This window comes from Schumannella luteola (assembly GCF_013408685.1).
Classification (GTDB): Bacteria; Actinomycetota; Actinomycetes; order Actinomycetales; family Microbacteriaceae; genus Schumannella; species Schumannella luteola.
This window is the reverse complement of the sequence record NZ_JACBZY010000001.1, coordinates 2,060,920-2,087,693: the sequence shown is the minus strand read 5'-3', so window position 1 is coordinate 2,087,693 and position 26,774 is coordinate 2,060,920. Positions and strand designations below refer to the sequence as shown.

Annotated in this window: 26 protein-coding genes, 1 tRNA gene and 1 pseudogene; 10 read left to right on the top strand and 18 right to left on the bottom strand. The window is 69.8% G+C overall.

The window, feature by feature from the left end; genetic code table 11:
* Window positions 1-52 precede the first annotated feature (52 nt).
* On the top strand, window positions 53-1,039 hold the full coding sequence (locus tag BJ979_RS09390) for an aldo/keto reductase (protein WP_179567298.1): 987 nt from the start codon (window positions 53-55) through the stop codon (window positions 1,037-1,039).
* Window positions 1,040-1,263: 224 nt separating this feature from the next.
* Here BJ979_RS09390 and BJ979_RS09385 read toward each other — a convergent pair whose 3' ends face one another.
* Entirely contained in the window at window positions 1,264-3,171 is a 1,908-nt protein-coding gene (locus BJ979_RS09385; RefSeq protein WP_179567296.1) for an AAA family ATPase, read from the bottom strand.
* A 137-nt stretch (window positions 3,172-3,308) separates the two neighbouring features.
* On the opposite strand from BJ979_RS09385, the gene BJ979_RS09380 reads away from it, so the two are divergent.
* On the top strand, window positions 3,309-3,983 hold the full coding sequence (locus BJ979_RS09380; protein WP_179567294.1) for a hypothetical protein: 675 nt from the start codon (window positions 3,309-3,311) through the stop codon (window positions 3,981-3,983).
* A gap of 259 nt (window positions 3,984-4,242) precedes the next feature.
* Complete coding sequence (locus tag BJ979_RS09375) at window positions 4,243-6,291, top strand: P-loop NTPase fold protein (RefSeq protein WP_179567292.1); 2,049 nt, start codon at window positions 4,243-4,245, stop codon at window positions 6,289-6,291.
* 70 nt (window positions 6,292-6,361) lie between these two features.
* Here BJ979_RS09375 and BJ979_RS09370 read toward each other — a convergent pair.
* The 12 genes from BJ979_RS09370 to galU form a co-directional block, all read right to left on the bottom strand.
* Window positions 6,362-6,434, bottom strand: a tRNA-Ala gene (locus BJ979_RS09370).
* Between the two features lie 105 nt (window positions 6,435-6,539).
* Window positions 6,540-7,031 (bottom strand): nitroreductase family deazaflavin-dependent oxidoreductase, encoded by a 492-nt coding sequence (locus tag BJ979_RS09365; RefSeq protein WP_179567290.1) that lies wholly within the window; start codon window positions 7,029-7,031, stop codon window positions 6,540-6,542.
* A 45-nt stretch (window positions 7,032-7,076) separates the two neighbouring features.
* A complete protein-coding gene (locus BJ979_RS09360) occupies window positions 7,077-8,072 on the bottom strand; it encodes an ABC transporter permease (protein ID WP_179567288.1) in 996 nt (331 codons plus the stop codon).
* Window positions 8,069-9,031: an ABC transporter permease gene (locus tag BJ979_RS09355; protein WP_179567286.1), complete on the bottom strand. Its 963-nt coding sequence runs from the start codon at window positions 9,029-9,031 to the stop codon at window positions 8,069-8,071. Before BJ979_RS09355 ends, BJ979_RS09360 begins: the two co-directional genes overlap by 4 nt.
* Window positions 9,028-10,689 (bottom strand): sugar ABC transporter ATP-binding protein, encoded by a 1,662-nt coding sequence (locus tag BJ979_RS09350; protein ID WP_343046650.1) that lies wholly within the window; start codon window positions 10,687-10,689, stop codon window positions 9,028-9,030. Before BJ979_RS09350 ends, BJ979_RS09355 begins: the two co-directional genes overlap by 4 nt.
* Before the next feature lie 180 nt (window positions 10,690-10,869).
* Complete coding sequence (locus BJ979_RS09345) at window positions 10,870-11,940, bottom strand: ABC transporter substrate-binding protein (RefSeq protein ID WP_179567282.1); 1,071 nt, start codon at window positions 11,938-11,940, stop codon at window positions 10,870-10,872.
* A 204-nt stretch (window positions 11,941-12,144) separates the two neighbouring features.
* On the bottom strand, window positions 12,145-12,906 hold the full coding sequence (locus tag BJ979_RS09340) for a DeoR family transcriptional regulator (protein WP_179567280.1): 762 nt from the start codon (window positions 12,904-12,906) through the stop codon (window positions 12,145-12,147).
* A gap of 121 nt (window positions 12,907-13,027) precedes the next feature.
* Window positions 13,028-13,672 (bottom strand): recombinase family protein, encoded by a 645-nt coding sequence (locus BJ979_RS09335; RefSeq protein ID WP_179567279.1) that lies wholly within the window; start codon window positions 13,670-13,672, stop codon window positions 13,028-13,030.
* Window positions 13,673-13,818: 146 nt separating this feature from the next.
* Entirely contained in the window at window positions 13,819-14,493 is a 675-nt protein-coding gene (gene pdxH, locus BJ979_RS09330; RefSeq protein ID WP_179567278.1) for a pyridoxamine 5'-phosphate oxidase, read from the bottom strand.
* Complete coding sequence (locus BJ979_RS09325; RefSeq protein WP_179567277.1) at window positions 14,493-15,461, bottom strand: hypothetical protein; 969 nt, start codon at window positions 15,459-15,461, stop codon at window positions 14,493-14,495. The genes pdxH and BJ979_RS09325 overlap by 1 nt, the downstream gene beginning before the upstream one ends.
* Window positions 15,462-15,624: 163 nt before the next feature.
* A complete protein-coding gene (locus BJ979_RS09320; RefSeq protein WP_179567276.1) occupies window positions 15,625-16,272 on the bottom strand; it encodes a GNAT family N-acetyltransferase in 648 nt (215 codons plus the stop codon).
* A 16-nt stretch (window positions 16,273-16,288) separates the two neighbouring features.
* A complete protein-coding gene (galU, locus tag BJ979_RS09315; protein WP_179567275.1) occupies window positions 16,289-17,179 on the bottom strand; it encodes a UTP--glucose-1-phosphate uridylyltransferase GalU in 891 nt (296 codons plus the stop codon).
* Window positions 17,180-17,250: 71 nt separating this feature from the next.
* Here galU and BJ979_RS09310 point away from each other — a divergent pair, with 71 nt between their 5' ends.
* The gene (locus BJ979_RS09310; protein ID WP_179567274.1) at window positions 17,251-17,838 is read left to right on the top strand and encodes a 5-formyltetrahydrofolate cyclo-ligase; all 588 of its coding nucleotides are present in this window, start codon (window positions 17,251-17,253) and stop codon (window positions 17,836-17,838) included.
* Between the two features lie 39 nt (window positions 17,839-17,877).
* A pseudogene (locus tag BJ979_RS18160) lies at window positions 17,878-17,970 on the top strand (FmdB family zinc ribbon protein); the annotation flags it as partial.
* 62 nt (window positions 17,971-18,032) lie between these two features.
* Here the strand turns inward: BJ979_RS18160 and BJ979_RS18155 are convergent.
* Entirely contained in the window at window positions 18,033-18,227 is a 195-nt protein-coding gene (locus tag BJ979_RS18155) for a hypothetical protein (protein WP_343046794.1), read from the bottom strand.
* 9 nt (window positions 18,228-18,236) lie between these two features.
* Here BJ979_RS18155 and mscL point away from each other — a divergent pair, with 9 nt between their 5' ends.
* Window positions 18,237-18,737 carry a large conductance mechanosensitive channel protein MscL gene (mscL, locus tag BJ979_RS09300; RefSeq protein WP_343046649.1) on the top strand — a complete coding sequence of 167 codons (501 nt, stop codon included), beginning with the start codon at window positions 18,237-18,239 and terminating at the stop codon, window positions 18,735-18,737.
* Between the two features lie 120 nt (window positions 18,738-18,857).
* On the opposite strand, the gene BJ979_RS09295 is transcribed toward mscL, so the two are convergent.
* The 3 genes from BJ979_RS09295 to BJ979_RS09285 form a co-directional block, all read right to left on the bottom strand.
* The gene (locus tag BJ979_RS09295; protein WP_179567271.1) at window positions 18,858-19,064 is read right to left on the bottom strand and encodes a transcriptional regulator; all 207 of its coding nucleotides are present in this window, start codon (window positions 19,062-19,064) and stop codon (window positions 18,858-18,860) included.
* Window positions 19,057-22,764: an AAA family ATPase gene (locus BJ979_RS09290; protein ID WP_218853472.1), complete on the bottom strand. Its 3,708-nt coding sequence runs from the start codon at window positions 22,762-22,764 to the stop codon at window positions 19,057-19,059. Before BJ979_RS09290 ends, BJ979_RS09295 begins: the two co-directional genes overlap by 8 nt.
* Window positions 22,765-22,984: 220 nt before the next feature.
* The gene (locus tag BJ979_RS09285) at window positions 22,985-23,260 is read right to left on the bottom strand and encodes a Fe-S cluster assembly protein HesB (RefSeq protein ID WP_246286739.1); all 276 of its coding nucleotides are present in this window, start codon (window positions 23,258-23,260) and stop codon (window positions 22,985-22,987) included.
* A gap of 313 nt (window positions 23,261-23,573) precedes the next feature.
* Here BJ979_RS09285 and BJ979_RS09280 point away from each other — a divergent pair, with 313 nt between their 5' ends.
* The 3 genes from BJ979_RS09280 (at window position 23,574) to BJ979_RS09270 (ending at window position 24,739) form a co-directional block, all read left to right on the top strand.
* Complete coding sequence (locus tag BJ979_RS09280; protein ID WP_179567267.1) at window positions 23,574-24,074, top strand: MarR family winged helix-turn-helix transcriptional regulator; 501 nt, start codon at window positions 23,574-23,576, stop codon at window positions 24,072-24,074.
* 174 nt (window positions 24,075-24,248) lie between these two features.
* A complete protein-coding gene (locus BJ979_RS09275) occupies window positions 24,249-24,443 on the top strand; it encodes a hypothetical protein (RefSeq protein WP_179567265.1) in 195 nt (64 codons plus the stop codon).
* Window positions 24,440-24,739 carry a DUF3263 domain-containing protein gene (locus tag BJ979_RS09270; RefSeq protein ID WP_179567263.1) on the top strand — a complete coding sequence of 100 codons (300 nt, stop codon included), beginning with the start codon at window positions 24,440-24,442 and terminating at the stop codon, window positions 24,737-24,739. Before BJ979_RS09275 ends, BJ979_RS09270 begins: the two co-directional genes overlap by 4 nt.
* A gap of 103 nt (window positions 24,740-24,842) precedes the next feature.
* On the opposite strand, the gene BJ979_RS09265 is transcribed toward BJ979_RS09270, so the two are convergent.
* Entirely contained in the window at window positions 24,843-25,088 is a 246-nt protein-coding gene (locus BJ979_RS09265) for a hypothetical protein (RefSeq protein WP_179567261.1), read from the bottom strand.
* 196 nt (window positions 25,089-25,284) lie between these two features.
* On the opposite strand from BJ979_RS09265, the gene BJ979_RS09260 reads away from it, so the two are divergent.
* On the top strand, window positions 25,285-26,742 hold the full coding sequence (locus tag BJ979_RS09260; protein WP_343046781.1) for an NCS2 family permease: 1,458 nt from the start codon (window positions 25,285-25,287) through the stop codon (window positions 26,740-26,742).
* The last annotated feature ends 32 nt before the right edge of the window (window positions 26,743-26,774 follow it).

The following is a 26,774-nucleotide window of genomic DNA, read 5'->3' as shown; positions in this document are numbered from 1 at the left end:
CACCTCTCAGCAGAACCTCCCTCATCGCGCCGCGGCGCGGTGTGATGTATCCATGCACACACGCACTCTCGGACAGGGCCTCGAGGTCTCGGCGATCGGACTCGGCGCGATGGGGATGTCGCAGAGCTACGGCCCGAATCCCGGCGATCGCGACGACATGATCGCCGTGCTGCGCGGCGCTCTCGACGTCGGCGTCGACTTCATCGACACGGCCGAGGTCTACGGCCCCTTCGTGAACGAGGAGCTGGTCGGCGAGGCGCTCGAGCCGATCCGCGACCGGGTCGTGATCGCGACGAAGTTCGGCTGGCGCCTCGAGCACGGCCGCTCGGTGGGTCTCGACAGCCGCCCCGCGCAGATCCGGGCCGTCGCAGAAGCATCACTGCGGCGCCTCCGCACCGACCGGATCGACCTCTTCTACCAGCACCGTGTCGACCCCGACGTGCCGATCGAGGAGGTCGCAGGCACCGTGGGCGAGCTGATCGCCGAGGGCAAGGTGCTCCACTTCGGGCTGTCGGAGGCGTCCGCCGCGACCATCCGCCGGGCGCACGCGGTGCATCCCGTCACGGCCCTGCAGAGCGAGTACTCGCTGTGGACGCGCGACCCCGAGGGCGAGGTGCTGCGCACCCTCGGCGAGCTCGGCATCGGCCTCGTGCCGTTCAGTCCGCTCGGCAAGGGATTCCTCACCGGATCCGTCGATGCGTCGACCGGCTTCGGCGAGGGCGACATCCGCGCCACGATCCCGCGGTTCTCCGCCGAGAACCGGACGGCGAACCAGGTCATCGTCGACGAGGTGCGCGCCCTCGCGGTCGGGCACGACTGCTCGCCCGGCCAGATCGCCCTCGCCTGGCTGCTCACGCAGCGCCCGTGGTTCGCGCCCATCCCGGGCACGCGCCGCCGGGAGCGTCTCGCCGAGAACGCCGCCGCGACCGAGGTCGCCCTCTCGGTCGACGAGATCGCGCGACTGGATACGCTGGCCGGAAACCTGGGCGTCGCCGGCGACCGCTACAACGCGGCCCAAATGAGCTTCGTCGACCGCTGACGCGACGCGACCCGGAACACAGAAGAGCCCCGCCGAAGCGGGGCTCTTCTGTGTTGTTCTCGGTGTTTCCGATGGTGGGGGATGTGCGGTTTTACTGCGATGCCAAGCGGGACAGGGTCTCTCGTGGCGTCAGTGAACGGGTGGCCCCGTCCTAATCCCATCGGCTATCGCGACGAATCCCATGACCCAGAGAGCTCACCCCCAACCATGGAACGTAAACGTCGCTATCGCTTGCCCAGAGTCGAGATCATCGCGTTGTGGAGGGCGTTGAGCTCGTCGGCCGCCCCGTCCGCGAGGACGAGCCGCTTCGCATCGCTGATGAGCTGCGATGCGACGACCGTCTTCCCTGGCACCTTGGCCCCAGCTTCGAGGCCCCACATCTCTACGGCCTTGGCAACAGATACGCCGGTGGCCAGATCCGACGCGGTGATCTGTGGCGCCCCCTTCTTCGTGGCGAGCAGTGCGTTGACCATGTCGACGTAGATCGCCCGGTCCACGAAGTCCTCGACCGCCTTCGGGGCGGCGTATTGGAAGATGCGATCCTCGCGCACGCCGCTTTCGAGCAGCTGAGTTCGACGGATGTCTCCACCGTCGTCTCCGTCGAGCAACCACACGACCCTCGCTGCAGCGTCTTCCAGTTCGAGCCCGTCGGCGCGACTCTCGGCGATTCCCGGCACAACCTGGAAGTCGAGTTCGTGCAGTCCCGTGGCGAGCCGTAGAAGGCTCGGGAGCAGGATCATGTCGGCGGGGCCTTCAGCAAGCACTGCCTTGCGGAAGGAGGAGAACGCTGCGGCACCGGCCCCCATGGCGAAGAGAAGTGGAGTGAATCCGCGCGCGTCGGCGGTCCAGAAGTCATTGCGGAGCGTGCTCATGTCGGAACGCTTCGCGTCCGGGGCCACGAGCCGAACTCCTGTCCCTAGGTCGCGAGGCAAGCAGCCGGGAGAGTGCGTCGTGTAGAACACCTGCGAGGCCGCAACGTCGTTGGTGAGCACCTCAACGAGATCGGCCTGCGCGTCGTAGTGGAGATGCGTCTCTGCTTCGTCCACCAGGAGGACCGGCGGCACGGGAAAGTCTTGGCGTGCGAGGAACGCGACCAACGCGATGAAGGTTAGGAGGCCGTCGCTCCTCTCGCGAACTGGGGTGTTCGATCCATCGGGCGCATGTTCGACGACGAGCACTTCCAGCTCGGAGCCGCTGAGATTGAACTCGACGTCGATGCCCTTCTGGCTCCATCGGGGCCCGAGAGTCGCCCGCAGTCGCTCGTTCGCGCGACGTTCCAGAGTCCGCGCAGTCCGTACGTCGCCCTCTGATGTCGCCGCCCATAGCTCGGACAAGTCCAGGCCAGCAACCCAGGCCAGGTTCGCAAGCGCGCTCGGCGGCGCGGCTCGCAGCGCCTCGTCGGCAAGGTTGTACGACGACTGGAGGTTGCGATCCGCTTCGGTGAACATCACGAACCCGGGCGCGCGCTGCCGCAATACGTCTTGGATCGCGTCGTTCGGGTGCGTCGCTTCGAGCAGCTGCCGCGCTTGGCCGAGCTGGGCGGCAATGGCTTTCCCTGCGTCGGTTTGAGCGAGGACCGCCATGAAGTTGTCCCAGTCGGCGGTCCATTCCGGGTTCCAGCCTGCATCAACGTTCGACAGCACTTCGGAGACCAACGGCTCAGCCTCGTCGATCTGAACTGCATAGTCGATCGACTCGTCGTCACGGTCGGTGAAGTGACCTTCTGGCGCCTCCAGCGCGGCGGCGAACGAGGCTCGCGCCTCCTCGAACGGCGTCGACACCCGGTGCACCTCTGGGTTGATCGACGACCTCCACGTCCCGTCCGAGTCTCGGGTCCGCGTGAACGTAGAGGGATCCCCGATTCGGCCGATATGAGCCAACGCCGCGACGTCCTCGGCCGCCAGCCAGTATGTGACTTCCACTACGGGCGAGGTACCTTCCGGCGGATTGAGCCGGTTCCTAGAAGTGGGTGGAAGCGGCGCCGCTCCTGACGAGAACCATTCGAGCGCGCGGAGGACCGTCGTCTTCCCCGCCTCGTTCGGCCCTAGGAAGGCGATCAGCTTGCCGTCGGTATTGCACGCAGTGTTGACCAGTCGCTGGTAGCCACGGAACTGGATGCGGATTACGCGCACCGGTCCTCCTCGCAATCAGGTAGTTCTAGCTGAGCTTGCCGCAGCTTCGCGGTGCGCGTACAGAGCCACGCCGCCTCGCAAGTAGCGGCTGTCCGGCAGTTCGCCGCATGGCCGGTCGGACCACCAAGCTGGGTGGCATGACCCGAGCTCAACGCGTGTACACGGTTGTCAGTGACTTCGTTCCGATCGTCGGCGCTCTGGTGATGCTTGTGGCGTTCACGTCGACTCTCGCGTCGACGTGGGGCAGCGCCGTGGTCGCGGTGGTGGTCGGGGTGGTCACCGTCGGGCTTGCGGGTTGGGCCGCGCCGGCGCTGATCGTGCTGTGGATGTCCCCACCTCCGCGCCCGCTGGTGCAGCGGAGCGCTCTCGTCGCCCGTGCGGCGTGGTTCGGCCGGACGGTCTTCGCTGTGTCGGTGTTCGGGTTCTCGATCATCGCCGGCTCTGTGGCCGGCGTGATCGCGTCGAAGGTCGCCGACGCCGCGTCGCCGGAGCACGCCATCGACGCAGCGTGGGGCGCGATCACCGGAATCGCGCTCCCCGCCCTCGGCGCGGTCTTCGGGGCCTTGTATGTCTATGTGGGTGTGCGCTGGCTGATGGACCTCGGCACGTTGCTCGCCGAGGAGCGAGCGAAACGGGTCATCGACCGCCTGATTCTTCGGTGGGCTGGCGACACGGAACCGAGCCGCCGGCGCCATGGAATCGTCACGTTCGCCGAACTAGCCGTCGACGGCGGAAGGCTCCCGCTCGGGTTGCTCATGGTCCTTGTGCTCGTTGACGTGTCTGCGGCCGTAGTCGACCTGCGAGCTGGTTGAAGCGTTCTCTCGTCAGCGTGGGATTCGGTCGAGGCGACCTATGCGAAGACGCTCGGCGACGGAGTCGAGCGGATGACAAGCTCGCGATTCAGACGGACGCCTACGAAGCGAGTCGCCTCGCTCCGCCCGCCATGCCCAGACCTGTATGCCGTCAGGTTCGAAGAAGCCGCCCTCGCTCGCGCTGACGAACGACGAGAAGTCCCTCATCGATGCTGCCAACCTCCGGAATGAGCGTCCGGACAACTGCTCTACTGAACTCGTGCAGAACTCATCCTGGGCCGATGCGCCGTCCGAAGCCGCCGATCTACCCGGACGGAGCACGTTCGCGCAGTCACTCGCCGACCGTATTGACCAGACCCCTCACGGCCACCCCAGCACGGTGTTCGGTCTAGTCGGCGCCTGGGGAAGCGGAAAGACAAGCGTGCTCGGGCAGCTCCGACGCGACCTGAATGACTGGACAGTCCTGGACTTCGCCCCTTGGGCAGCGCCCGACACAGAGTCGATCGCCGCCGAGTTCGTTCGTACACTCGCGCAGGCGTTCCCACCGACTCCTGGCTCCCGATGGCGGAGGCGGGCACAAGGCCTTGCGACGGGGGCTCCGGCGTTGCTGTCGTTGGTGCCATACGCGGGAACTGCGGCGAGTGGACTTGCCCGTCTCGGCGTCGACGCTCTGCTGGCGACCCCACCCTGGCCCGAGGCTTTCAAGAAGCTCAGCGACTCGACATCCAAGCTGGACAAGCGGGTGTTGATCGTTGTGGACGACGTTGATCGCCTCGACAGTGACGAGCTACGCAGCCTACTGAAGGTGGTGCGTCTACTCGGTCGGTTCACGAACGTGCACTACCTACTCGCGTACGACCAAGCAACCGTCGAGGGCCTTCTCTCTCGTCATGGCTACGACGCGCGACGAGGCTCCTTCATGGAGAAGATCGTCCAGTATCCCTTGGAGCTCCCGCCGCTCTCGGAGGTCAGCCGACGACGACTGATCACGGACGCCGTATCAGAACTAGTCGATTCCCAGGCAGAGACCGCGAGCAGGGAGGAGGCGGAGCGCGGAAGCGAGCTCATCGATTTCCTCACAAGACGTCTTCAGACGCCGCGCGCTATCGCGCGGTACGGCGAGCAGCTGCGCACAACGCTTCCGCTCGCTCGCCGGGCCGAGCTCAACCTCATCGACTTCGCCGCGCTCACATGGCTGCGTATCGCAGAGCACGACGTCTGGGCCGCTCTTGCGGCGAGCCGCGTCCACGTCCTGGGAGGGGCAGAGTTGTGGGCGAACGGCAAGGACAAGTCGGACCCAGTCGAGCTGCTCCGGGCCAGTCTCTCGGAAGTTGACGTCACGCTCTCGTCGCACGCACTGAAGTTGCTGTCGCTGGTGTTTCCGCGCCTTGACGGACGGGGTTCCGGACAGCAGCGCCCCCACTCGGCCTCCGATCCCCAATATTTCCAGCGCTACTTTCTCCTGGATCTTCCCGAAGACGATGTCAGCGACCTGATGGTCGAACTCGCCATCAACCAGATACTGACCGGTGCGACTGGCCGCGAGGCCGACGATCTCACCGTCATCCTCGACGGGACGGACTCGGCACGAGCCTCACTCGCCTTCGAGAAGGTGATCCGGCTGCGGGGCAACGCTTCGCCGGCGAATCGCCGCATGCTCGACTATGTCCGATCACGTCTCAGCGCGAGAGAAGCCGATCGACGGGACCTCGGCTCGCCGGTCACATACCTGGAGCGGTGGATGCCGCGCGAACTTCTGGCATGCCTTGATGCCGAGCTGGCCACTGTCGACGACGCGGTCGAGTGGTTCGGCCTCCTCGAAACCACTCGATTGGCCTACATGATGAAGCGAAATGACCGCTCCCGAGACGCCGAAATCAAAGCTCACTTCCGGGGCCTGGCGGAGACGGTGCGCGACGAGCTCGCCGCTCACACGCCTGACGACAAGACACTCGTCTGGCGCATCAGCTTCGCGGAATGGGCGCTTGGCGGAGCAACCCTGAGCGGCTTGATGTCAGCTTCGATCACGAGCCCCGACGCGTTGTTGAAGCTGGCAGTGAAGTTCGTCAGCATCCGTGAGTGGGTGGGCTTCGGCACGAGCTACGAACTCGACTTCAACCTGACTGAACTCGAACTTGTCGTGACCGCCGAGAAGATCGCCGAGTTCGGGACTCAGCTCCGAGCCCCAGCGTCGCTGAGCTTCGAGCTCGATGACCGCGCGACCCCCGAAGTCTCACGGCAGGAAGCCGAGGAGTTCGCTGCGACCCGACTTGTGATACGCGCGAACGAGCTGGGCAACCAAGCGTGACGTGCAGAAGAATGGGAGGGGAAAAGCTGAAGGCCGCGATCTCTCGCGGCCTTCAGATTCCCGGAAACAGTGGACCCAGGGGGATTCGAACCCCCGACCTTCTCATTGCGAACGAGACGCGCTACCAACTGCGCCATGGGCCCGGAACTCGAAAAGCCTAGCATCCCGATCGGGTGCCGCCGACCATCCGGAACCCGCAGACCGCCCCCTCAGACGGACCCGTCAGACCGACGCCGGAGACAGACCGATCACACCACTTCCCGGTCGAGCGCCGGCTCGAGCTTGAAGATGCGCAGCTCGCGCTGGGCAGTGCGCTCGTAGCCGCGGTAGCCGGGCCAGTTCGCCTCCAGCTCGGTCCAGACGTCCTCGCGTCGATCGTCGGGCACGAGCGAGGCGCGCACCGGGACGGTGACGAGGTTGATCGTGACCGCGGCGTCGGGGTGGGCGAGCAGGTTCGCCGTCCAGCCCGGATGCCGCTCGCGGGCGAAGTTGCTGCCCGTCACGTACCAGCCGCCGCGCGTCGGGCAGCACATGAGCTTGACCGAGCGGAGTTCCCCGCTGCGAGCCCCGGTCGTGTGCAGCTCGAGCGAGGGGACGATGAGTCCGCTCGAGATCACGCGGCCGCCGGTCGCGACGGTGAGCGCCTTCTCGAAGCCGGGCATGACGCTCGGACCGACCGTGCGGAACAGCTTCGTGCGCGAGAACCAGGCGACGGCGGGACGGAGAGCGCGAGGGAGCATGCCGTCATCCTCCCCCGCGCGCCGCGCCGACCACAGTCCCGCCGACTACAGCCTCTGCTGTCGCGAGAGCACCGTCTGGATGATCACGACCACGGCGAGGAAGCCGCCCGAGACGATCGACTGCACCGACGAGGTCAGCGATCCGACCTGGTTGATGATGTTCTGGATCACGCCGAGAAGCAGCACTCCGGCGAGCGTTCCGATGAGCGAGCCCTTGCCGCCGGTCAGCAGCGTGCCGCCGATGACGACGGCCGAGATCGCCGACAGCTCCATCCCGACGCCGACGACCGGCACGCCCGATGAGGTGTAGGCCGCGTTGAGCGCTCCGGCGAGCGCCGCCATGATGCCGCTCAGCACGTAGACCGACATCTTCACGCGCGCGACGGGAAGGCCCATCAGCGTGGATGCGTTCTCCGACCCGCCGACGGCGACCACGCCCTGGCCGGTGCGCGAGCGGGTGAGCAGCACGATCCCGATCACGAGCAGCACGAGGCCGATGATCACCGGCCACTCGATGCCGGCGATGCCGCCCTGGCCGATGCCCTTGAGCACGGGGTCGGTGATGAGCGGCGTCGTCGATCCGCCGTTCGTGATCGCGAGCACGACGCCGCGCACGGCCAGCAGACCGGCGAGAGTCACGATGAACGGCGCCATGCCTCCCCAGGCGACGAGCGCGCCCTGGATCGCCCCGATGAGGGCGCCGACGACGAGCGGCACGACCAGTGCCGCCACCCATCCCCATTGCGAGGCGTAGGCGGCCAGCACGCCGCCGAGGGCGAAGACCGAGCCGACCGAGAGGTCGATCCCGCCGGTCACGATCACGAAGGTCATGCCGATGCCGACGATCAGCAGGAACGACGACTGCAGCAGGATGTTGGTCAGGTTCGTCGCGGTGAAGAACGTCGGGAACGACAGCGACGCCACGACCACGACGATCACCAGCACGATCGGCGCGCCGAAGGACTGCACCGCGCCGACGGCGCGCTCGCGGGCGAGCTGCGACGACGACGCGGGGCCCGCGCTGGGCTCGATGGCGGTCATTTCGTGAAGACCTTTCCACGCTGGATGTAGACAGCGACGATGATGATCGCGGCCTGGATGATCTGCGAGTACGCGTCGGGCACGTTGTGCTTCACGAGCGTCGCCGTGATGATCTGCAGCAGCAGGGCTCCCGCCACGGTGCCGGCGATCTTGACCTGGCCGCCGCTCAGCGGCGTGCCGCCGACGACGACCGCCGTGATCGCCGACAGCTCGATCAGGTTGCCGATCGTCGACGGCACCGAGGCCGCGAGACGTGCGGTGCCGATGATGCCGGCGACCGCGGCGAGCACGGCGCAGACGAGGTAGATGACGAGCAGGATGCGCTTCACCGGCAGACCCGCGAGCTCGGCGGCGCGGCGGTTGCCGCCGACGGCGACGAGCTGCTTGCCGAAGGTGGTGCGGTTCACGAGCACCGCGATGATCGCGACGAGCGCGGCCGCGATGAGCACCGCCCAGGGAACCCCGAAGACGGTGCCGCGGCCGAGCGCGAGCACGGTCGGATCGATCACGGGGCGCAGCTGCTCCCCCGCGACGAGCAGTGCGAGACCGCGGCCGGCGACCATGAGCGACAGCGTCGCCACGATCGGCTGCACCCCGACGAAGGCGACGAGCACGCCGTTCGTGAGGCCGATCACGAGCGCCGCGACGAGAGCGATGATGAGCGCCGGCACGAAGCCGTAGCCGATGTAGAGCGGCAGCACCGCCGCGGCCATCGCCATCGCTGCGCCGACCGAGAGGTCGATGCCCTCGGTGCCGATCACGAGCGCCATGCCGAGCGCGACGATGAGCACCGGCACCACCTGCACGAGCTGGGTGCGCAGGTTGTCGATCGTGAAGAAGTTCGGCGTGACGATGAGGTTCGCCACGAGGATGAGCACGATCGCCAGGTAGACGCCGTACTTCTGCAGCAGAGCCAGGCCCGCGCCCTGACGGGGCAGCCGGATGGTCACCGAGCTCATGCGCGCTCCTCCTTGCTCGTGGTGGTGATCGGGGCGTCCGCGCCCACGACCGAGGCGGCACCGTCGCCGGCGATCGCATCCAGCAGGTGCTTCTCGTCGACCTGGTCGCCGGTCAGCTCGGTCACGACCTGACCGTCGCGCAGCACGACCACGCGGTCGGCGCCCTCGACGACCTCCTCGAGCTCGCTCGAGACCAGCACGATCGCGAGTCCTTCCCTGGCGAGCTCGTCGATGAGCGCCTGCACCTCGGCCTTCGCGCCGACGTCGATGCCGCGGGTGGGCTCGTCGAGCAGCAGCACCTTGGGGCTCATGGCGAGCCAGCGGGCGATCATGACCTTCTGCTGATTGCCTCCGGAGAGCTCGGAGACGGGCTGATCGGGGCTCGAGGCCTTGATGCGCAGCCGCTTCATGAAGACGTCGACGACGGCGTCCTGGTTCTTGCGCGAGCTGAAGCCGGCCTTCGACAGGCGCGGCAGGGCGGCGAGCACGATGTTGTCGCGCACCGACAGTCCGGGGATGATGCCCTCGGCCTTGCGGTCCTCGGGCAGCATGACGATGCCGGCGCGGATCGCGGCGGGCACCGAGCCCGATCGCACGGTCTGCCCGTCGATCACGACCGAGCCGCGATCGAGCTGCATGACGCCCGAGATGCCTTTGAGGGTCTCCGAGCGGCCCGCGCCGAGCAGTCCGCCGAGGCCGACGACCTCGCCGGGGCGGATGGTGAGTCCGACGCCGTCGATCTGGTGCCGTCGGCTGAGGTCGGTCGCGGTGAGCACCGGCGTCGCCTCGCTCACGTGCGAGTCCTCGCTGAACGAGGTCGCGCCGCCCTTCGCGACGGCGTCGACGCTGCGGCCGAGCATCTTCGACACGAGCTCGACGCGCGGCAGGTCCGTGAGGTCGCCGACGTGCACGACCTTGCCGTCGCGCAGCACGGTGACCTTCTCGCAGACGCGGTAGATCTCGTCCATGCGGTGGCTGACGTAGACGACCGCGATGCCCTGCGCCCGCAGCATGCCGATGACCCGGAACAGGGTCTCGACCTCGGCGGTCTCGAGCGAGGAGGTCGGCTCGTCCATGATCACGACGCGGGCGTTGATGCTCACCGCGCGGGCGAGCGCGACCATCTGCTGCACGCCGAGGGCCAGGCTGCGCAGCGGACGCCGCACATCCACCTGGATGCCGTAGGTGCCGAGAAGCTCGCGCGCATCCGCGTACATGCGGCGGTGGTCGATGAGCCCCAGGAGGCCGCGGGGCTCGCGGCCGAGGAAGATGTTCTGCGCCACCGACATCAGGGGGATCAGGTTGACCTCCTGGTAGATGGTCGACACCCCCGACTTCTGCGCATCGAGCGGGCGGGCGAAGCGCACCGGCTCGCCGTGCAGGGCGAGCTCGCCGTCGTCGGGCTGGTAGACGCCGGTGAGCACCTTGATCAGGGTCGACTTGCCGGCGCCGTTCTCGCCCATGAGGGCGTGCGCCTCGCCGGGCAGCACCGTGAAGTCGATGCCGTCGAGCGCGGTCACACCCGAGAAGCGCTTCGAGACGCCGCGCGCCTGCAGCACCGGGGCGTCGGCGGATCCGCTGCCGGAGCCGGGGGCGACGCCGACGGCCGCGCCGGTCGGGGCCGCGCCGGTCGGGTTCGAGGTGGACGACTCCGTCACGACCTCACCTTTCTTCCTCGGGTCGAGCCGCTCGCGGGCGGGCGGCTCGGGTTGGGGTGCGGTTCGGGCGACGTGCAGGGATGCCCGAGCCGACCGCGCACGGGAGCCGGCCCGCCGCATCCGCCTCGCCCGGTGCCGTCGGAACGACGAGGCAAGAGGATGCGACGAGCCGGCTGGGGCTCAGTAGGCCCCGTCGACCTTGGTGGCCGCGTTGTCGGCGTCGTACTCGCCGTCTTCGATGATGACGTCCTGGCCGACCGGGTCGCCCGCGAGGAACGACTTCAGGGTCGTGAAGGCGAGAGGACCGAAGCGGGGGTTCGACTCGATGACGCCGTTGTACTGCCCGGCGACGATCTGCGACACGGCGTTCTTGGTGCCGTCGATCGAGTAGATCTGGATGTCCTTGCCCGGGGTCTTGCCGGCGGCGATGATCGCGGCCTGGGCGCCGAGGCCCATCTCGTCGTTCTCGGCGTAGATCGCGGTGATCTCCGGGTTCGACTGCAGCAGCTGCTCGGTCACCGACTGGCCCTTGTCGCGGGCGAACTCACCGGTCTGCTGGGCGACGATCTCGATGCCCGATCCCTTGGCCTTGATCTCATCGACGAAGCCCTTGGTGCGGTCGGTGGTCACGCCGTTGCCCGAGCTGCCGAGCAGGATCGCGACCTTGCCCTTGCCGCCGGTGCCCTTGATGAGCTGGTCGGCGGCGCGCTTGCCCTGCTCGACGAAATCCGATCCGAGGAACGAGACGTAGTCCTTGCAGGCCTCGGCGTTGAGCTTGCGGTCGATCGTGATGACCGGGATGTTCTTCTCCCGGGCCGCCGACAGGGCCGGCTCGAGGCCGTCGCTGTTCAGCGGGGCGACGATGAGCACGTCGGCGCCCTGCGAGATCAGGTCCTGGATGTCGCTGATCTGCTTCGAGAGCGTCGACTGCGCGTTGGTCGCGATGAACTTCTTGACGCCCGCCTTGGCGGCCTCGTCCTTGATCGACTGCGTCTCGGCGATGCGGAAGGGGTTGTCCTCCTTCTCCGACTGCGAGAAGCCGACGACGGCGTCCTTGAGGTCGATCTTCTCGCCCTTGTAGGTGGCGAGGTCGCAGGTGGGGCCGTCGCTCTCCTTGACCTTCTGCTCGCTCGAGCCGGAGGAGGTGTTCGAGCCGGTGCCGGTGTTGGTGCAACCGGTGAGGATCAGTCCGACCGCTGCCGCGAGGCCGACGGCGGCGACCAGGCCGCGCGAGGTGCGCTGGAGTGCCATGGGAACCAACTTCCTTGTTGATGTGACTGCCGGGTTGGCGTGAGCGGCGTGGATGCCGATCCGCTCAGAAAGGAACATGAACTCTCAGAAGAGAACGCGTCCCGGGCGATTGTTCCAAAACCGTGTTCATAAGTCCAGCACGGACGATCGCCGTTGCCGTTTCGCAACCGAAGCGGCGCGGAGCGGCCTGCTCGCGGCCGCCCATCAGGGCACCACCGTCACGTCGATGCCCGCCGCGGAGAGCGCCGCGGTCGCCTCGAGCGGCGCCGCCTGATCGGTGATCAGCCGGTTGATCGCGCTCGGCGGCAGGGTCTGGATCGCGGCGCGCTCGCCGAACTTCGTGTGGTCGAGCAGCGCGACGACCTGGTGCCCGGCGGCCGCCATCGCGCGGTCCGACTCGGCCACGGTGAGGTTCGGCGTCGACACCCCGAACTCCGGATCGATGCCGTTGCCCGAGAGGAAGGTGAAGTCGGCGTGCAGCCCCCGCAGCATCCGCGTCGTGCCGTCGCCGACGAGGGCGCGGATGCCGGCGCGCAGCGTGCCGCCGGTCACGACGACCTCGTTGCCGGGCGAGTCGACCAGGATGTCGGCCACGAGCAGCGAGTTGGTGAAGACGGTCAGCCCCGCTCGGCCCGCCAGCGCGCGCGCCAGCTCGGCGGTGGTCGTGCCGGGACCGATGACGACGACGTCGCCCTCCCCCACGAGCTCGGCGGCCGCGCGGCCGATCGCCGCCTTCGCCTCGGCGGCCTGACCGACCTTCTCCGACCACGGGGATTCGCGCAGCGGCTGCCCGCTGACGGCGCCGCCGTGCGAACGGGTGAGCCGGCCGATCGAGTCGAGGTAGTCGAGGTCGCGGCGGATGGTGACCGCAGAGGTGTCGAGCAGCTCGGCGAGCGCGCGGATCGAGACGGCACCGTCCCGGTGCACCGTCTCGAGGATGAGCTGTCGTCGCTGCGCTGCGATCACGGAGACAGAGTACACAAACCTGTCCGAAACAGATCACTTCTGATCATTTCGGTCCGGACGGGCGCGCGCGAACGCGGACGGACGCCGATCAGTCGAGATGCACGCCCGGGCGTGTCGCGGGTCAGTCGGTGGCGAGCGAATCGCTGCCGTCGAGGTTCGGCGCGGAGAAGCGCACCGTCAGCTCGCGGCGCTCCTCGGCATCCCGACCCGCTCCGGCCGTCTCGAGCACGCGGTAGACGGTCGCCCGCGAGGTGCCCATCTCCTGCGCGATCTCGCGCACGGTGGCCCCCTGCTCCTTCATCATGATCACGCGCTCGACGTTCGTCGACGAGAGGGCGCGGGGGCGGCCGCCGACGCGACCGCGGGCGCGGGCTGCGTAGACCCCCGCCATCGTGCGCTCGCGGGTGAGGCAGCGGTCGAGCTGGGTGAAAGCGGCGATCGTCGCGAGCAGCGCCTCGCCGCCGTCGCCTGAGGTGTCGAGCCCCTCGGCGATCGTCGCGACGCCGACCCGGCGCTTGCCCAGCAGCTCGAGCAGGGCGAGCACCGACGACATGGTCGACCCGAGCCGGTCGAGTCGCCAGACGACGAGCGTGTCGCCGGGGCCGACCTCCTCGAGCGCCGAGGTCAGCTCGCCGCGGATCGGGGTGGAGGTGTGCGCGCTCACGTCCTCGAAGACGCGGTCGACCTGCTTGGTGCGCAGCAGGTCGCGCTGGAAGTCGGCGTTGTGCTCGAGAGGGCCGACCCAGATGTATCCGACGCGCGTCATGGGGGCGACAGTAGCACCGCCGACTCGGCGATTCCGAGGGGTTTGCCGCCCCGTGTTTCCGGGGCAGAACGGGGTGTGATCAATCTCGATCATGAGGGATCGGAAGTGATCGCGGCACCGGCGCCCGACGCTCCGCCGCGGGTCGATCAGGGCTGTCGCCGCAGCAGCCGCCACTCCCCCGTGGGCGCCGCCTCGACATCCGGCAGATCGCGCTCGAACACGAGACGGTCGTGCAGACGCGAGGGCCGCCCCTGCCAGAACTCGACCGAGCGGGGCACGACGAACCAGGCGCCCCAGTGCGGCGGACGCGGCACGTCATCCACGTCGCCGAAGCGCCGCTCGGCCTCGGCGACGGCCCGCTCGAGCTCGGCGCGGTCGGCAGCCGGCTGCGACTGCCGGCTGGCCCAGCCGCCGATCTGCGAGCCGCGCGGCCGGGTCGCCCAGTAGGCGTCGCTCAGCTCGGCCGGGGCCGGATGGGCGACGCCGTCGACGATCACCTGACGGCGCAGCGCGTACCAGGGGAAGACCAGACTGACTCGCGGCTCGAGAGCGAGAGCGCGTCCCTTGCGGGAGAGCCCGTTGGTCACGAACTCGAGAGCGGGGCCGTCGGGCCCGTCGAGCCCCTTCAGCAGCACGGTGCGGCTGCTCGGGGCGCCATCCGAGTCGACGGTGCCGAGCACCATCGCGTTCGGGTCGGGCAGCTCGGCCGCCTCCGCGTCGGCGAGCCAGCGGCGCAGCTGCGCGATGGGATCGCCCGCCACCGTCGACTCGTCGAACGGCGGTCCGTCGTAGTCGTCGTGACGGGCGAGCGAGTCGGTCATCAGCCCGCGGCGCGCCGACGGCGCAGCACCTCGTCGAGGTCGAGACCCGAGCCGTCGACGTCGCCGACGACGCCCATCTTCGCCCAGCGGCTCGGCGGGGTGCTCGGGGCGCCGGCCGCGTTCGGCTCCGCGGCGGCGGGAGCGGCGCCGGGACGCTCGACCCGGGCGGCGGGGGTCTGCTCGACCGTGCGGGCCGGGAACGCGACGACCTCGGGCTCGGAGTGCGCCGCCCGCAGTCGGCGTTCGGCCTCGGCGGCCGCCGCGCGCATCCGCCGCTGGGCGTCGACGCTCGGCTCGGCGCGCTGGCGCTGCGGGGTGCCGATGTAGAGCGGCTTGGGCACGGGGACGGGAGTCCAGCCGGAGGCGACGCGGGGCGCGGCGCTCTGCTCCAGGGCGAAGTCGCGCAGCTGCTGTCGCGTCGGCGCCGTCGCGGAGGCGACGCGCGGCGCGGCCACGCGGCGACGGGCCAGGGTGCGCAGGGTGCCGACCGAGGTCACGGCGACGAGACCCGAGACCACGAGCACGGTCCATCCCGCCGCGTTGGCGCCGGCGGTGACGATGAGCGCGCCCTGGACGGCGGCGACGACGAAGCCGGCGAGCATGCCGGTCGCGCTGATCAGGCGCACGCGACGCAGACGACCGCGGCTGCGTCGGGCGGTGACGATCTGCGGTGACTCCTTGCGACGCTCGGCGGCCAGCTCGGCCTCCTCGCGGGCGACGCGCTGACGATCCTGCTCGCGCAGCATCCGGGCCTGGTGTGCGACGTCGCGCGCCGTCGCCTCGAGCCGCACCTCCTCCGGGGCCTCGGCCGACTCGGCCATCACGCGGATCGCCTGCTGCAGCCGGGCGGCGTTGCGCTCGGTGGCGAGATACTCGCGGCGGCGGGTCCAGGTGGGGATGAGGTACGCGAACCAGAGCAGCGCGGCGACGGCCACCATGAGCGCGGTGCCGAGGCCGGTGAGTTCCATGACGGGAGAGTACGGGCGCCCGGCTGCGCGGGCGGTGAGGCGCGCGGGGTTCAAGTTGAGGTTGAGGGATACCCCCGTTCAGGGGGCGCGAGACCTCGCGGTCGCGGAACCGGCGAGCCGAAGCCGGGTCGGGCGGAGCCGAGCCGCTCGACGCGGAGCGTGCTCAGCCGAAGCGCAGCGGACGCTGCGCCGCGAGCCGGTCCTCGTCGGGCACCCGTCCGGCCGACGCCGGCACTCGACCCTCGCGCCAGCGTCGCAGCACGCCCTGCGGAAGTTCCTCCACCGTGAGCGCGAAGCAGAAGTGGTCGCGCCAGTCGCCGTTGATGTGGATGAAGCGGCGCCGCAGCCCCTCGTAACGGAAGCCGAGCTTCTCGACCACGCGCAGGCTCGGCGCGTTCTCCGGCCGGATGCAGATCTCCATGCGGTGCAGGCCCAGCCCGAAGAAGCAGTGATCCGTCGCCAGCGCGACCGCGGTCGGGGTCACCCCGCGCCCCGCCGCGCGCTCGGCGACCCAGTAGCCGATCGACGCCGACGAGAGCGAGCCGTAGGTGATGCCCGAGACGTTGAGCTGACCGACGAACTGGTCGTCGACGTCGATCGCGAAGGGGATGCCCCCGCCCGCCCGCGCATTGGCGAGCAGCGAGCGGATGCTCGATCGCGTGTCGACCGTCGCCGGACCGAGCGGGTTCGTCGCCTCCCACTGCCGCAGCCACGATCGGTTGCCGATCAGCTCCGCCTCGAGGGCCCGCGCGTCGCGCAGGCGCAGCGGCCTGATCGTGACAGCGCCGTCACGCAGTGTCGGTATCGCCATGTCGTCGCCGGCGTTCTCAGTCCTCGAGACCCTGCGCGAAGTCGCGCAGCCACGGTCGCAGCTCGGAGCCGAGGTCCTCGCGCTCCGAGGCGAGCTGGATGATCGCCTTGATGTAGTCGAGCTTGTCGCCGGTGTCGTAGCGGCGGCCGCGGAACACCACGCCGTACACGCCGCCGGCCCAGGACGGCCCCTGGGCCATGGCCTGCAGCGCATCCGTCAGCTGGATCTCGCCGCCCTTGCCCGGGGGCGTCTGCTCGAGGATGTCGAAGACCTCGGGCCGCAGCACGTAGCGCCCGATGATCGCCAGGTTCGAGGGCGCCTCGCCGGGGGCGGGCTTCTCGACGAGCCCCGTGATCTTCACCACGTCGCTCTCGTCGGTCGGCTCGACGGTCGCGATGCCGTAGAGGTGCGTCTGCGAGGGGTCCACCTCGAGCAGCGCGATGACGGTGGTGCTGCGCTGCTGCTGCACGTCGAGCATGCGGGTGAGCAGCGGGTCGCGCTCGTCGATGATGTCGTCGCCGAGCAGCACCGCGAAGGGCTCGTGGCCGACGTGCATCTTGGCGCGCAGCACCGCATGGCCGAGGCCCTTGGGGTCGCCCTGGCGCACGTAGTGCACATCGGCGAGGTCGGTCGAGTGCTTGACCTTCTCGAGCTTGTCGATGTCGCCCTTGGCGGTCAGCACCTGCTCGAGCTCGCCGACGCGGTCGAAGTGGTTCTCGAGCGCCGTCTTGTTGCGGCCGGTGACCATGAGCACATCGTGCAGCCCGGCCCCGACGGCCTCCTCCACCACGTACTGGATCGCGGGGCGGTCGACGACGGGGAGCATCTCCTTCGGCATCGCCTTGGTCGCGGGCAGGAAGCGCGTCCCGAGTCCGGCGACGGGGATGACGGCTTTCGTGATGGCCATTCGCCGATGCTAGCGGGCCGGAGGTGTCATCCCGCAGAAGCGCGGGCCACGAGCCGACTTACAATCAGGATGTGCCCGACGACATCGACCTGGCCAAGCGCGCCCTGCGCGCCGAGCTGCGCGAGCGCCGCCGCATCCGCACCTCGACCGAGCGGACGCAGGACGAGACCGCGCTGACCGCGAACCTGACCGAGCTGCTGCACCGCACCGGGGCGCGCTCGATCGCGGCCTACCTCTCCACCCCCGACGAGCCCGCGACCCGCGGCTTCCTGCGCGAGGCCGATGCGGAGGGTGTGCGCATCCTGCTGCCCATCTCCCGCGCCGACGGACTGCTCGACTGGGCGACCTACGACGGCGCCGAGGAGGACGAGGACGTGCTCGGCATGCCGACCCCGACGAGCGAGCTGCTCAGCCCGCTCGCGATCAACGAGGTCGACCTGATCCTGGTGCCGGCGGCGAGCGTCGACCGACAGGGCATGCGGATGGGATGGGGGCGCGGCTACTTCGACAAGACCCTCGGATCGGTCGAGGGCTGCCCGCCCGTCTATGCTGTGATCTTCGACGACGAGCTCGTCGACACCGTGCCGAGCGAACGGCACGACGTGCCCGTCGACGGGGTCGTGACCCCGGGCGGCATCACCGAGCTCCGCCGTTCCTGATCGTTCACGCTCCGCTTCCGTCGCTTCCCGAGGTCTTCCGTGCCCACGTACTCCTACCGCTGCACCGAGTGCGGCAACGCCTTCGACATCCAGCAGGCGTTCACCGATGACTCGCTGACGGTGTGCCCGACGTGCGGCGGCAAGCTGCGCAAGCTGTTCAGCGCCGTCGGCGTCACGTTCAACGGCTCGGGTTTCTACCGCACCGACAGCCGCAGTAGCGTGAAGTCGGGCAGCAGCTCGTCGTCGTCCTCGACCTCGTCGTCCTCCGGGTCGTCGTCGGGGTCGTCGAGCTCCTCGTCCTCGTCGTCGTCGGGCGGCTCGTCCTCCGGGTCGAGCGGATCGTCGTCGTCGGGTTCCTCCTCCAGCTGATCCGGTCGCGGCCGGGTCACCCTCCCCCCGTGGAAAGGTCCGGCATGCTCAAGGGATTCAAGGACTTCGTCCTTCGCGGCAACGTGATCGACCTCGCCGTCGGTGTGGTCATCGGATCGGCGTTCACCGCGATCGTCACCGCCCTGGTGAACGGCATCTTCAACCCCGTCATCACGCTGCTCTTCAACGCGGACGACCTGAACAGCGCGGGCATCACGCTGCGCGAGAAGGCCGGCGACGTGCCGGCCGTCGTGCTGTCGTGGGGCTCGGTGCTCGCGGCCGTGATCCAGTTCCTGCTGATCGCGATCGTCGTCTACTTCGCGCTGATCACGCCGATGAACTACCTCAAGAAGGTCTCCTTCACGAAGAAGAAGGAAGAGGAGGCGCCGCCGGCCGACGAGCCGCCGAGCGAGATCGACCTGCTCGTGCAGATCCGCGATCTGCTGTCGTCGCAGAACTCCGCGCAGCGCGGAGCCGACGACCACCCGCCGTACGACAGCGGCGCGCCCGAGGCGAAGCCGGGTGGTTGAACACCGCCGCGAAGCCGGCGAGCTGACGCCGACGGCGGCACGTCAGTACGACGGCCCGGGAGCTGATGCTCTCGGGCCTTCGTGCTGTCCGGCGCGGATCCGTCGTGCCGGGGGCGGAGGTCAGTAGTGCGGCGGCTTCTCGGCGCGCATGCGGGCGTCGTTGTCGGTTCCGCTGCCGCGCGGCGGCTCGGGGGCGGGATGCGGGTCGCTGCCGGCCGGCGGCGCTGTCGTCACGCGTCGGCGGCGGCGAGGGCGCTCGGACGACGACGCGTCGGCGGAGTCGGCTTCGCCGGCCGGCTGCGCATCCCCGTCAGGAGAGTCAGCCAACGACCGGGATCTCCTCGGTGATCGGCCCGCCGGTCTCGACGCCGGCGAGGCGGGCGACGCGGTCGGCGACGCCGTCCGGGTCGGCGAAGAGCTCGAAAGCGTGCACGCGGGCGTAGTGCCAGCCGAGGCGACGCAGCACCTCGGGGCGCAGGCGCAGCGACTCGCGCAGGCTGCGGCCGAGCAGCGCGGCGTCGGTGTCGACGACGACGCAGGTGCCGCCGTTCGCGGCGACGAGGCCGAGCTTGCTGCGGTGACCGAGCGAGACGCGCAGGCCGCGCTCGGCGAGACGGCGGGCCAGGTCGACGAGCATGGGGTCGCTCGCATCCACCTGCGGCGGGTCGTCGCGACGGTCGGCGATCTCGTCGAGGATCTCGGCCAGCGCGATCGCGCCGTGCTGCATCCGCCCCTCCTCGACGTCAGCCGGCCGGAAGCAGGTGACGATGACGAGCGAACGGCGCGCGCGGGTCATCGCGACGGCGAGCAGCCGCTCACCGCCGGGACGACCGAGGGCGCCGAAATCGCTCAGCACGCGGCCGTGCGGGGTGCGGCCGTAGCCGAGCGAGAAGATCACCCGGTCGCGGCTCTGGGCGAGCGCGCGATCGATCGTCGTGACGGCGAAGGGCTCGGGGCGGTCGCCGAGCAGCGCATCCGTCAGCTCCGGGCGGGCCGCGACGGCGGCCAGCACGGCCTGCTGCACGCGCACGGCGTGGCGCTCGTTGGCGGTGACGACCATGAGCGACTCGCGCGGGCGGCCCGTCACGTGGTCGATCACCAGGTCGACGACGCGGTTGACCTCGGCGTCGACGCTCTCGACGGCGCCCGTGACGGTGTCGGGCAGGCCCGTGCCGTTCTCGACGTAGTCGAGTGCGAGCGAGTTGTGGCCGAGGAACGAACCGGCCCAGGGCAGCGAGTCGATGCGCCCGCCGTAGAACTTGCGGTTGACGAGCTCGGCGAGGTCGTCGCCGCCGGCGCGGTAGCTGCGCGTCAGCGACAGCACCGGCAGCAGCTCCGAGAGCTGCGCGAGCGCCGAGCGGCCGTGCAGCTCGTCGACGTCGAAGGGCGCGGTGCGCGCCGGGTCGTCGGGCTGCAGCACCGCGGTCGTGAACGGCGAGGGCGTCTGGGTGACGGGGTCGCCGACGGCCACGATCTGCTTGGCCCGGCGGATCGCGCCGAGCGTCTCGGCGAGCGTCACGGCACCGGCATCCACCAGCACCACGGCGTCGAAGGAGAGCTCGTCGCTGATGCCGGGCACCTCGTAGGGCGAGGCGAGCCAGACCGGGGCGACGACGCGTGCCAGGTGCGGCGCCGCGCGGTTGAGGGTGGATGCCGAGATCGCTCCGCCGCGCAGCGTGCGCTTCAGCGCATCCGCCTCCTCCGGCCAGTCGAGCAGTCCGATCTTCCAGTCCTCGGCGAGCTGCCACGCCAGCAGTTGCGCGCTGCCGGAGGCATGCGCCTCGTCGACCAGGCGGAAGTCGGCCTCGAGTCGCTCGAGAACGCCGGTGTTGGCGCCGAGCAGGGCGCGCTCCGACTCGAGCAGGCCGTCGAGCGCCGAACGCCACCAGGCCAGTTCCAGCTCGGCCGCGACCCGCCCCTCGGGAACGTGACGCTGGGCGAGGTCGCCGAGGAAGCCGTCGAGCTCGAGGTGACGCAGGGTCGAGAGCAGCTCGCTGCGCTCGGTGATGCTCTCGAGCACGTCCGACTCGGCGGCGAGACCCTCGACGAGGGCTCCGAGCTCGTCGATCGGCAGGGCCGCGAGACGCGTGTCGCCCGAGCGGTCGAGCGGCAGATCGAGCTCCGCGAGATCCTGCGAGACCTGCTGCCAGGCGACCTGCACATCGGCGATGCCGACCGGCACCTCGGGCGTGACGCCAGCGGCGACGTAGCGCTGCCACAGCATCCGCTGCTGCTGCACGCGGGTGAGCGCGTCGTGCAGGTCTCCGACGTGCATGCCGGGGCGCACGTACTCGCGGGCGAGCGACTTGAGGCGGCGGCGGTTGCCGCTCGACATGGTCGGCGACTCACGGCGCGGCGCCGTCGCGGCGATCAGCTCGCTCAGCGAGCGGTCGAACACCGAGGGCTGGAAGCGATCGAGGGTGTCGCGCAGATCGGTCAGCAGCTTCAGGTAGGTGCCGAGCTCGGCGACCGACTCGAAGGGGCGCATGCGCGTCGAGCCGATGAGCTCGCCGGCGCGCACCAGCAGGCGCGGCAGCTCCTCGTCGTGCAGGCGCTTCGCGACCGAATGCGCGCGCTGCGCCGCCTCGCCGTCGGCGAAGCTCGCGCCGTACCAGGGCGAGTCGTCGGGGCCGTAGCGGAACTCGCCGAGGCGTGCCGCATCCACCATCGTCTGCGCGACGGTGGTCCGGTCGACGGCCAGCGCCTCGACCGTCGAGCGCGGCAGGCGGGCGGTCGTCGACGGCGGATCGGGCAGCAGCGCCAGGCGCGACAGCTCGGTCACGCAGTCGAGCACCGAGACGCCGAGCACGCCGTCAGGCCGCCCGAGGGCACCGCGGTAGTCGATGAGCACGCCGCGCAGGCGCACGAGCGCCTCGTCGATGTCGCTGAGGCCGGGCTTCTGCGCCTTCTCGTTGCGGGTGATCGCCGTGACGACGTCGCGGCGCAGCGAGCGCGGGGTGACCGTGAGCCCCTTGAGACCGACCTCGGCGACGCGGTCGGCGATGCCGTGCAGCGTCGCGCGACGCGGGCTGACGACGAGCACGCGCTTGTTCTGGCGCACGAGAGCGCCGATCGCGTTGACGATCGTCTGCGTGCCGCCGGTGCCGGGCATGGTCTTCACGACGAGCGAGTTGCCGGCTTCGATCTGCGCGATCACCTGCTCCTGCTCGGCGTCGGCGTCGAGCAGCAGGGTGTCGGTCGAGGGGTCGCGCCGGTCGGGGTCGCTCGGCTCGACGGCCGCGTTCGCCTCGCCCAGCGCGTACTTCGCGCTCGCGTTGCCGCCGAGCGCGTCGAGCACCGGATGGGTCAGGTCGACCGCGTCGGCGAGGAGACGGTGGGAGACGTCGGCGAAGGTCGAGACGACGAGTCGCGGGGCGACGGAGAAGTCGCCGAGGTGACCGGTGAGGCCGCGCAGCTGGTCGATGACCGCGTTCGGCTTGAAGGTGCCGGCCGCGTCGGTCAGCGCGACGAAGGCCGCCGCATCCAGCGAGATGCCGAACTGCTGCTCGAGAGCGCGGGCGAACGCCGGGTTGAGTGCGGGCCCGCCACGCAGCTTGAGCTCGAAGTCGCGGCCGGCGCGGCGGATCGCGAGCGGACGCAGCAGGATCGGGCCGCCGTACTCGACTCCCCCGTTGGTCCAGCGGGCGATGCCGATGCCGAGGCACACGGCGTCGATGCCGCGGGTCGTCGAGAGCTCGAGGCCCTTCGCGGCGATCTGATCGGCGGCGACGCGGGCCGAGCGCAGGGCCATGTCGTCGCGGATGAGGTTCGAGAGCAGCGTCGGGGCTCCCGTGATGAAGCGCGCGAGGCCGCCGGGATGCGTCGTGCTCAGCTCGATGCGCGTCGAGCGCGCATCGACGAAGTGCAGCAGGGGCGAGCGTCCGCCGACCTCGGCGAGCTCCTCGCGCCAGAGCGTCCAGCTCGGCTGCGCGACGTTGCCCGAGGCCCAGTCCTCTCCCCCGACGCCGAGGGCGTGGGGAGCCGTCAGCTGGGGCTCGGCGCGCACGTCGCCGTCGTCGTCCGCCACGAGAGCACCTCGTCGATCAGCTGGCCACACACGGGTCACGATAGGGCGACTCACCCGCGAATCCGGGGATCCGGGGCCGCAAGTCGCGATTCGCGATGTGCTTCGACCCTATCCCCGGCGTCACCGGATCTCCTGGACGGCGCGCAGACGCCGACGGCGCCGCACCCCGGGAGATCGGGATGCGACGCCGTCGGCATCGTCGCGCTGAGCGCTGCGGCGATCAGCCCTGCTGGGCGATCGCGAACTGCACGGCGCCGGCGTCGTCGACGCTGGCATCCAGCACCTTGTCGTCGAGAACCATCACGGCGCTCTCGCCGAGGAACACCTTCGCGCCGTCGGACTCGACGACCGAGTCGGTGGGCTCGGGCACCTCGGTGATCGAGACGGCGAAGTCGACGCCATCGGCGCCGCCGGCGTCGATGCGCAGGCCGCCGTCCTCGACCTCGGGGTTCTGGGCGATGAGGGTCTTGACCACGGTGCTGGCCGCGGGAGTCATGGTGAGCATGGTCACTCCATTCGGTTCCGTATGGATCGTGCGTTGCGTATCGGATCGGCGCGCATCCGCCGTCCTCGTCCGCGAGCGCGGAGTCGGCGGACGGGAACGCGTCGTCGAGTCGGCCACGATTCCGAACCGACCCGACGCGGGTCAACGCGATGGAGGTCTCTCCCAGGGGGCTCGCACGGGACGCTGACGCGCGGGCCGCGGGACTGGATGCGACGGGTCCGACCTCTGCGCGTTGTCTGTGCGGGCGGCACCGCAGCCGTCGTTGGCTAGACAAACTAGCGACCGGCGGATTGAATGCCAGACGATGACAGGCGGACACGTGGAGCGGATCTCGGGCTACTGGTACGGCGAGCAGGATGCGCCGACCAGCGTCGACGTGCTCAACGCCCTGCGTCGATACCGCTCGGCCGAGGTCGCGATGCGTCGCCGCACGCGTGCGTCGATGGGCATGGGCGAGACGGATCTGCTCGCGCTGCGCTACCTGCTCGAGGCCGGCCGCCGGGGCGAGATCGTCACCCCGAAGGAGCTGGCGGCCCGCCTCGACATCTCCTCCGCCTCGACCACCGTGCTCATCGATCGCCTCGTCAAGAGCGGCCATGTACGGCGTGACCCGCATCCCCGCGACCGGCGTTCGATCATCGTGGTCGCCACCCCGTCGAGCGACGACGAGGTGCGTCACACCCTCGGCCGCATGCACGAGCGGATGCTCGAGGTCGCCGAGTCGCTGACCCCGCAGCAGTCCGAGGCGGTCGTCGAGTTCCTGACTCGGATGCGCGAGGCCGTCGAGGCGATCGACGCCGAGTAGCCGGCACTCAGTGCCGTCACGGCTTCGTGCACGGAGCGTCGCGGCGCGTATTTCCGGGCTGTTCACCGATGTGTCGGCGCACCCACTTGCGAACTCGCTCGCCTAGTTACTAGTTTCTCTAGTAAATAGTTCGTGGAGCGGTCATCCCGCTCCAGCCGCCGAGGAGGTCTCTTCATGAGCGTCGCAGAACTCACCCGCCATGCCGCGGGGACACCGCTGGCCGAGGCCTTCGTCGACGACACCGCGCACACCGCGGCCGACGAGCGCCCCGCCCGCTGGACCGCCGAGCCGGGCGTCATCGCCGGCGTGATCACCGGAGCGCTCGCCCTCGTCGCGGCCGTCGCCGGAGTCTGGAGTCTCATCTCATGACCGACATGATGGTCCGCCCCGCCGGTGGACGATACGGCGCCGGCTTCAACACCGCGGCCCTCGACGAGGTGCAGCACCGCGTGCTCGCCTTCGAGACCGAGAATCCGATCGCCGGCGGCGAGAAGAACGGCCGCATCGTGGCCGAGTTCAAGATGTCGGTGCGCCAGTACCTGCACCTGCTCGAGCGCACGATCGAGATGCCCATCGCGCTCGAGGAGTACCCCGAGGCCGTGACCCGCCTACTGCGCGAACCTCGCCTGCACAGCACCGAGACCCTCTGGCGTCGCGTCAACTGAGACGCCGCAGCGCCAGGATCCCGCGATCGGGGGATCGCAGCGACGGCCGTCGTCCGACTCCGGACGACGGCCATCGGTATGTCCGCGGCGAGCTGCCGGCGATTCAGGCCGGCAGGGCGTCCCCGTCGGGCCCGGTCTCGATCCCGGCCTCGCGCTCCACGCGCTCGAGCACCGCATCCCTCAGCACCTGGGGCACGACATCGCCCGGTTCGCCGCCGAGCAGGATCTCGTGCTCCTCGACCAGCATCGCCTCGACTCGACCGCGCGGAACCGAGGGGAAGCGCACGAGCAGCTCGTCGAGAAGAACCGTGACCGACAGCGCCGAGCCGTCGAAGGACGAAGAAGACATCGGAAGATCCTGACCCGTCTCGGATCCGGCTGTCGAGGGGGTGGACAGCGGGGTCGGCGACGGCTATCACGCGGGAGCACGGGCGCGCGTAGCGCCGGAATCCGAGCGTCTGCCGCGGGACTACGCTCGTCAGGTCGAGCCCACCGTCTCGGCCCGCTCCGCCTCTCCCCCGAGTCACGAACCCCGGAGGTCCGTCATCGCCAGGTCAGCCACCGCCTCAGGATTCGGCCGTCGCGTCGACGGCTTCTTCGAGATCACGAAGCGGGGGTCGACGATCCCGCGCGAGATCCGCGGCGGTCTCGTCACCTTCTTCGCGATGGCCTACATCGTCATCCTGAACCCGCTGATCATCGGCGGCTTCAGCGCCGACCGCGCCGCGACCGACGTGCTGGGCGGATGGCTGCCCAACAGTCAGGTCGCCGCCGCGACGGCCTTGGCCGCCGGCCTGCTGACCCTCGCCTTCGGCGCGATCGCCCGTCTGCCCTTCGCGCTCGCGGCCGGGCTCGGCATGAACTCCTTCCTCGCGGTCAACGTGGTGGGCCAGGTCACCTGGCCCGAGGCGATGGGGCTCGTGCTCATCAACGGCGTGATCATCGTGATCCTCGCCGCCACGGGGCTGCGCGCGATGATCTTCGCCGCGGTGCCGCAGGAGCTCAAGGTCGCGATCACGGTCGGAATCGGCCTGTTCATCGCCTTCATCGGCCTCGTCGACTCCGGCTTCGTGCGCTCGAGCGGCGCGAACTCGCCGCCCGTGCAGCTCGGGCAGGCGGGCTCGATCGCGACACTGCCGACCGTGACCTTCCTCATCGGACTCGTCGTCATGGGCGTGCTCGTCGCCCGGAAGGTCAAGGGCGCCCTGCTGATCGGCATCGTCGGCACGACCGTGCTCGCCGTCATCCTCGAGGCGATCTTCCACGTCGGCTCGAGTGTCACCAACAAGACCGGCGGCTGGAACCTCACGGTGCCGCAGCTGCCCTCGAGCGTCGTCTCGCTGCCCGACTTCGGGCTCGTCGGCCACGTCAGCTTCGGCGCCTTCGAGCGCATCGGGCCGCTGTCGGCGATCATGCTCGTCTTCACCCTGCTCTTCCTCAACTTCTTCGACGCGATGGGCACGATGACGGGCCTCGCGAAGGGCGCCGGACTGTCGGATGCGAAGGGCGACTTCCCGCGACTGCGCTCGGCCCTGATCGTCGAGGGCGTCGGCGCGATCGTCGGCGGCGGCGCCTCCACCTCGTCGAACACCGTCTTCGTCGACTCGGCCGCCGGCATCGGCGAGGGCGCCCGCACCGGGCTGGCCTCGATCGTGACGGGCCTGCTGTTCCTGGCGGCGATGTTCCTCACACCGCTCACGAGCGTCGTGCCGCTCGAGGTCGCGGCCGCCGCGCTCGTCGTCGTGGGAACGCTCATGGTCGCGCAGATCCGCGAGCTGACGTGGGACGACTTCAGCAAGTCGCTGCCGGTGTTCCTGACGATCATCGTGATGCCGATGACCTACTCGATCGCCAACGGCATCGGGGTCGGCTTCGTGAGCTGGGTGCTCATCCGCACCTTCACGGGCCGGGCGAAGGAGATCTCGCCGCTGCTCTGGATCGTCGCGGCCGGCTTCGTGCTGTTCTTCGCGCGCGGCCCGCTCGAGGCGCTCATCGGCGCCTGACCCGCGCGGCCCATCCCGCCGCTCGCTTCAGC

Coding starts and splice junctions, on each gene's coding strand:
- BJ979_RS09275 (WP_179567265.1), top strand. CDS start 24,249: ATGAGCGTCGCAGAACTCACCCGCCATGCCGCGGGGACACCGCTGGCC.
- BJ979_RS09285 (WP_246286739.1), bottom strand. CDS start 23,260: ATGACTCCCGCGGCCAGCACCGTGGTCAAGACCCTCATCGCCCAGAAC.
- galU (WP_179567275.1), bottom strand. CDS start 17,179: ATGGCCATCACGAAAGCCGTCATCCCCGTCGCCGGACTCGGGACGCGC.
- BJ979_RS09325 (WP_179567277.1), bottom strand. CDS start 15,461: ATGGAACTCACCGGCCTCGGCACCGCGCTCATGGTGGCCGTCGCCGCG.
- BJ979_RS09345 (WP_179567282.1), bottom strand. CDS start 11,940: ATGGCACTCCAGCGCACCTCGCGCGGCCTGGTCGCCGCCGTCGGCCTC.
- BJ979_RS09320 (WP_179567276.1), bottom strand. CDS start 16,272: ATGGCGATACCGACACTGCGTGACGGCGCTGTCACGATCAGGCCGCTG.
- BJ979_RS09365 (WP_179567290.1), bottom strand. CDS start 7,031: ATGCTCCCTCGCGCTCTCCGTCCCGCCGTCGCCTGGTTCTCGCGCACG.
- BJ979_RS09265 (WP_179567261.1), bottom strand. CDS start 25,088: ATGTCTTCTTCGTCCTTCGACGGCTCGGCGCTGTCGGTCACGGTTCTT.
- BJ979_RS09270 (WP_179567263.1), top strand. CDS start 24,440: ATGACCGACATGATGGTCCGCCCCGCCGGTGGACGATACGGCGCCGGC.
- BJ979_RS09355 (WP_179567286.1), bottom strand. CDS start 9,031: ATGAGCTCGGTGACCATCCGGCTGCCCCGTCAGGGCGCGGGCCTGGCT.
- pdxH (WP_179567278.1), bottom strand. CDS start 14,493: ATGACCGACTCGCTCGCCCGTCACGACGACTACGACGGACCGCCGTTC.
- BJ979_RS09390 (WP_179567298.1), top strand. CDS start 53: ATGCACACACGCACTCTCGGACAGGGCCTCGAGGTCTCGGCGATCGGA.
- BJ979_RS09280 (WP_179567267.1), top strand. CDS start 23,574: ATGACAGGCGGACACGTGGAGCGGATCTCGGGCTACTGGTACGGCGAG.
- BJ979_RS09360 (WP_179567288.1), bottom strand. CDS start 8,072: ATGACCGCCATCGAGCCCAGCGCGGGCCCCGCGTCGTCGTCGCAGCTC.
- BJ979_RS09335 (WP_179567279.1), bottom strand. CDS start 13,672: ATGACGCGCGTCGGATACATCTGGGTCGGCCCTCTCGAGCACAACGCC.
- BJ979_RS09380 (WP_179567294.1), top strand. CDS start 3,309: ATGACCCGAGCTCAACGCGTGTACACGGTTGTCAGTGACTTCGTTCCG.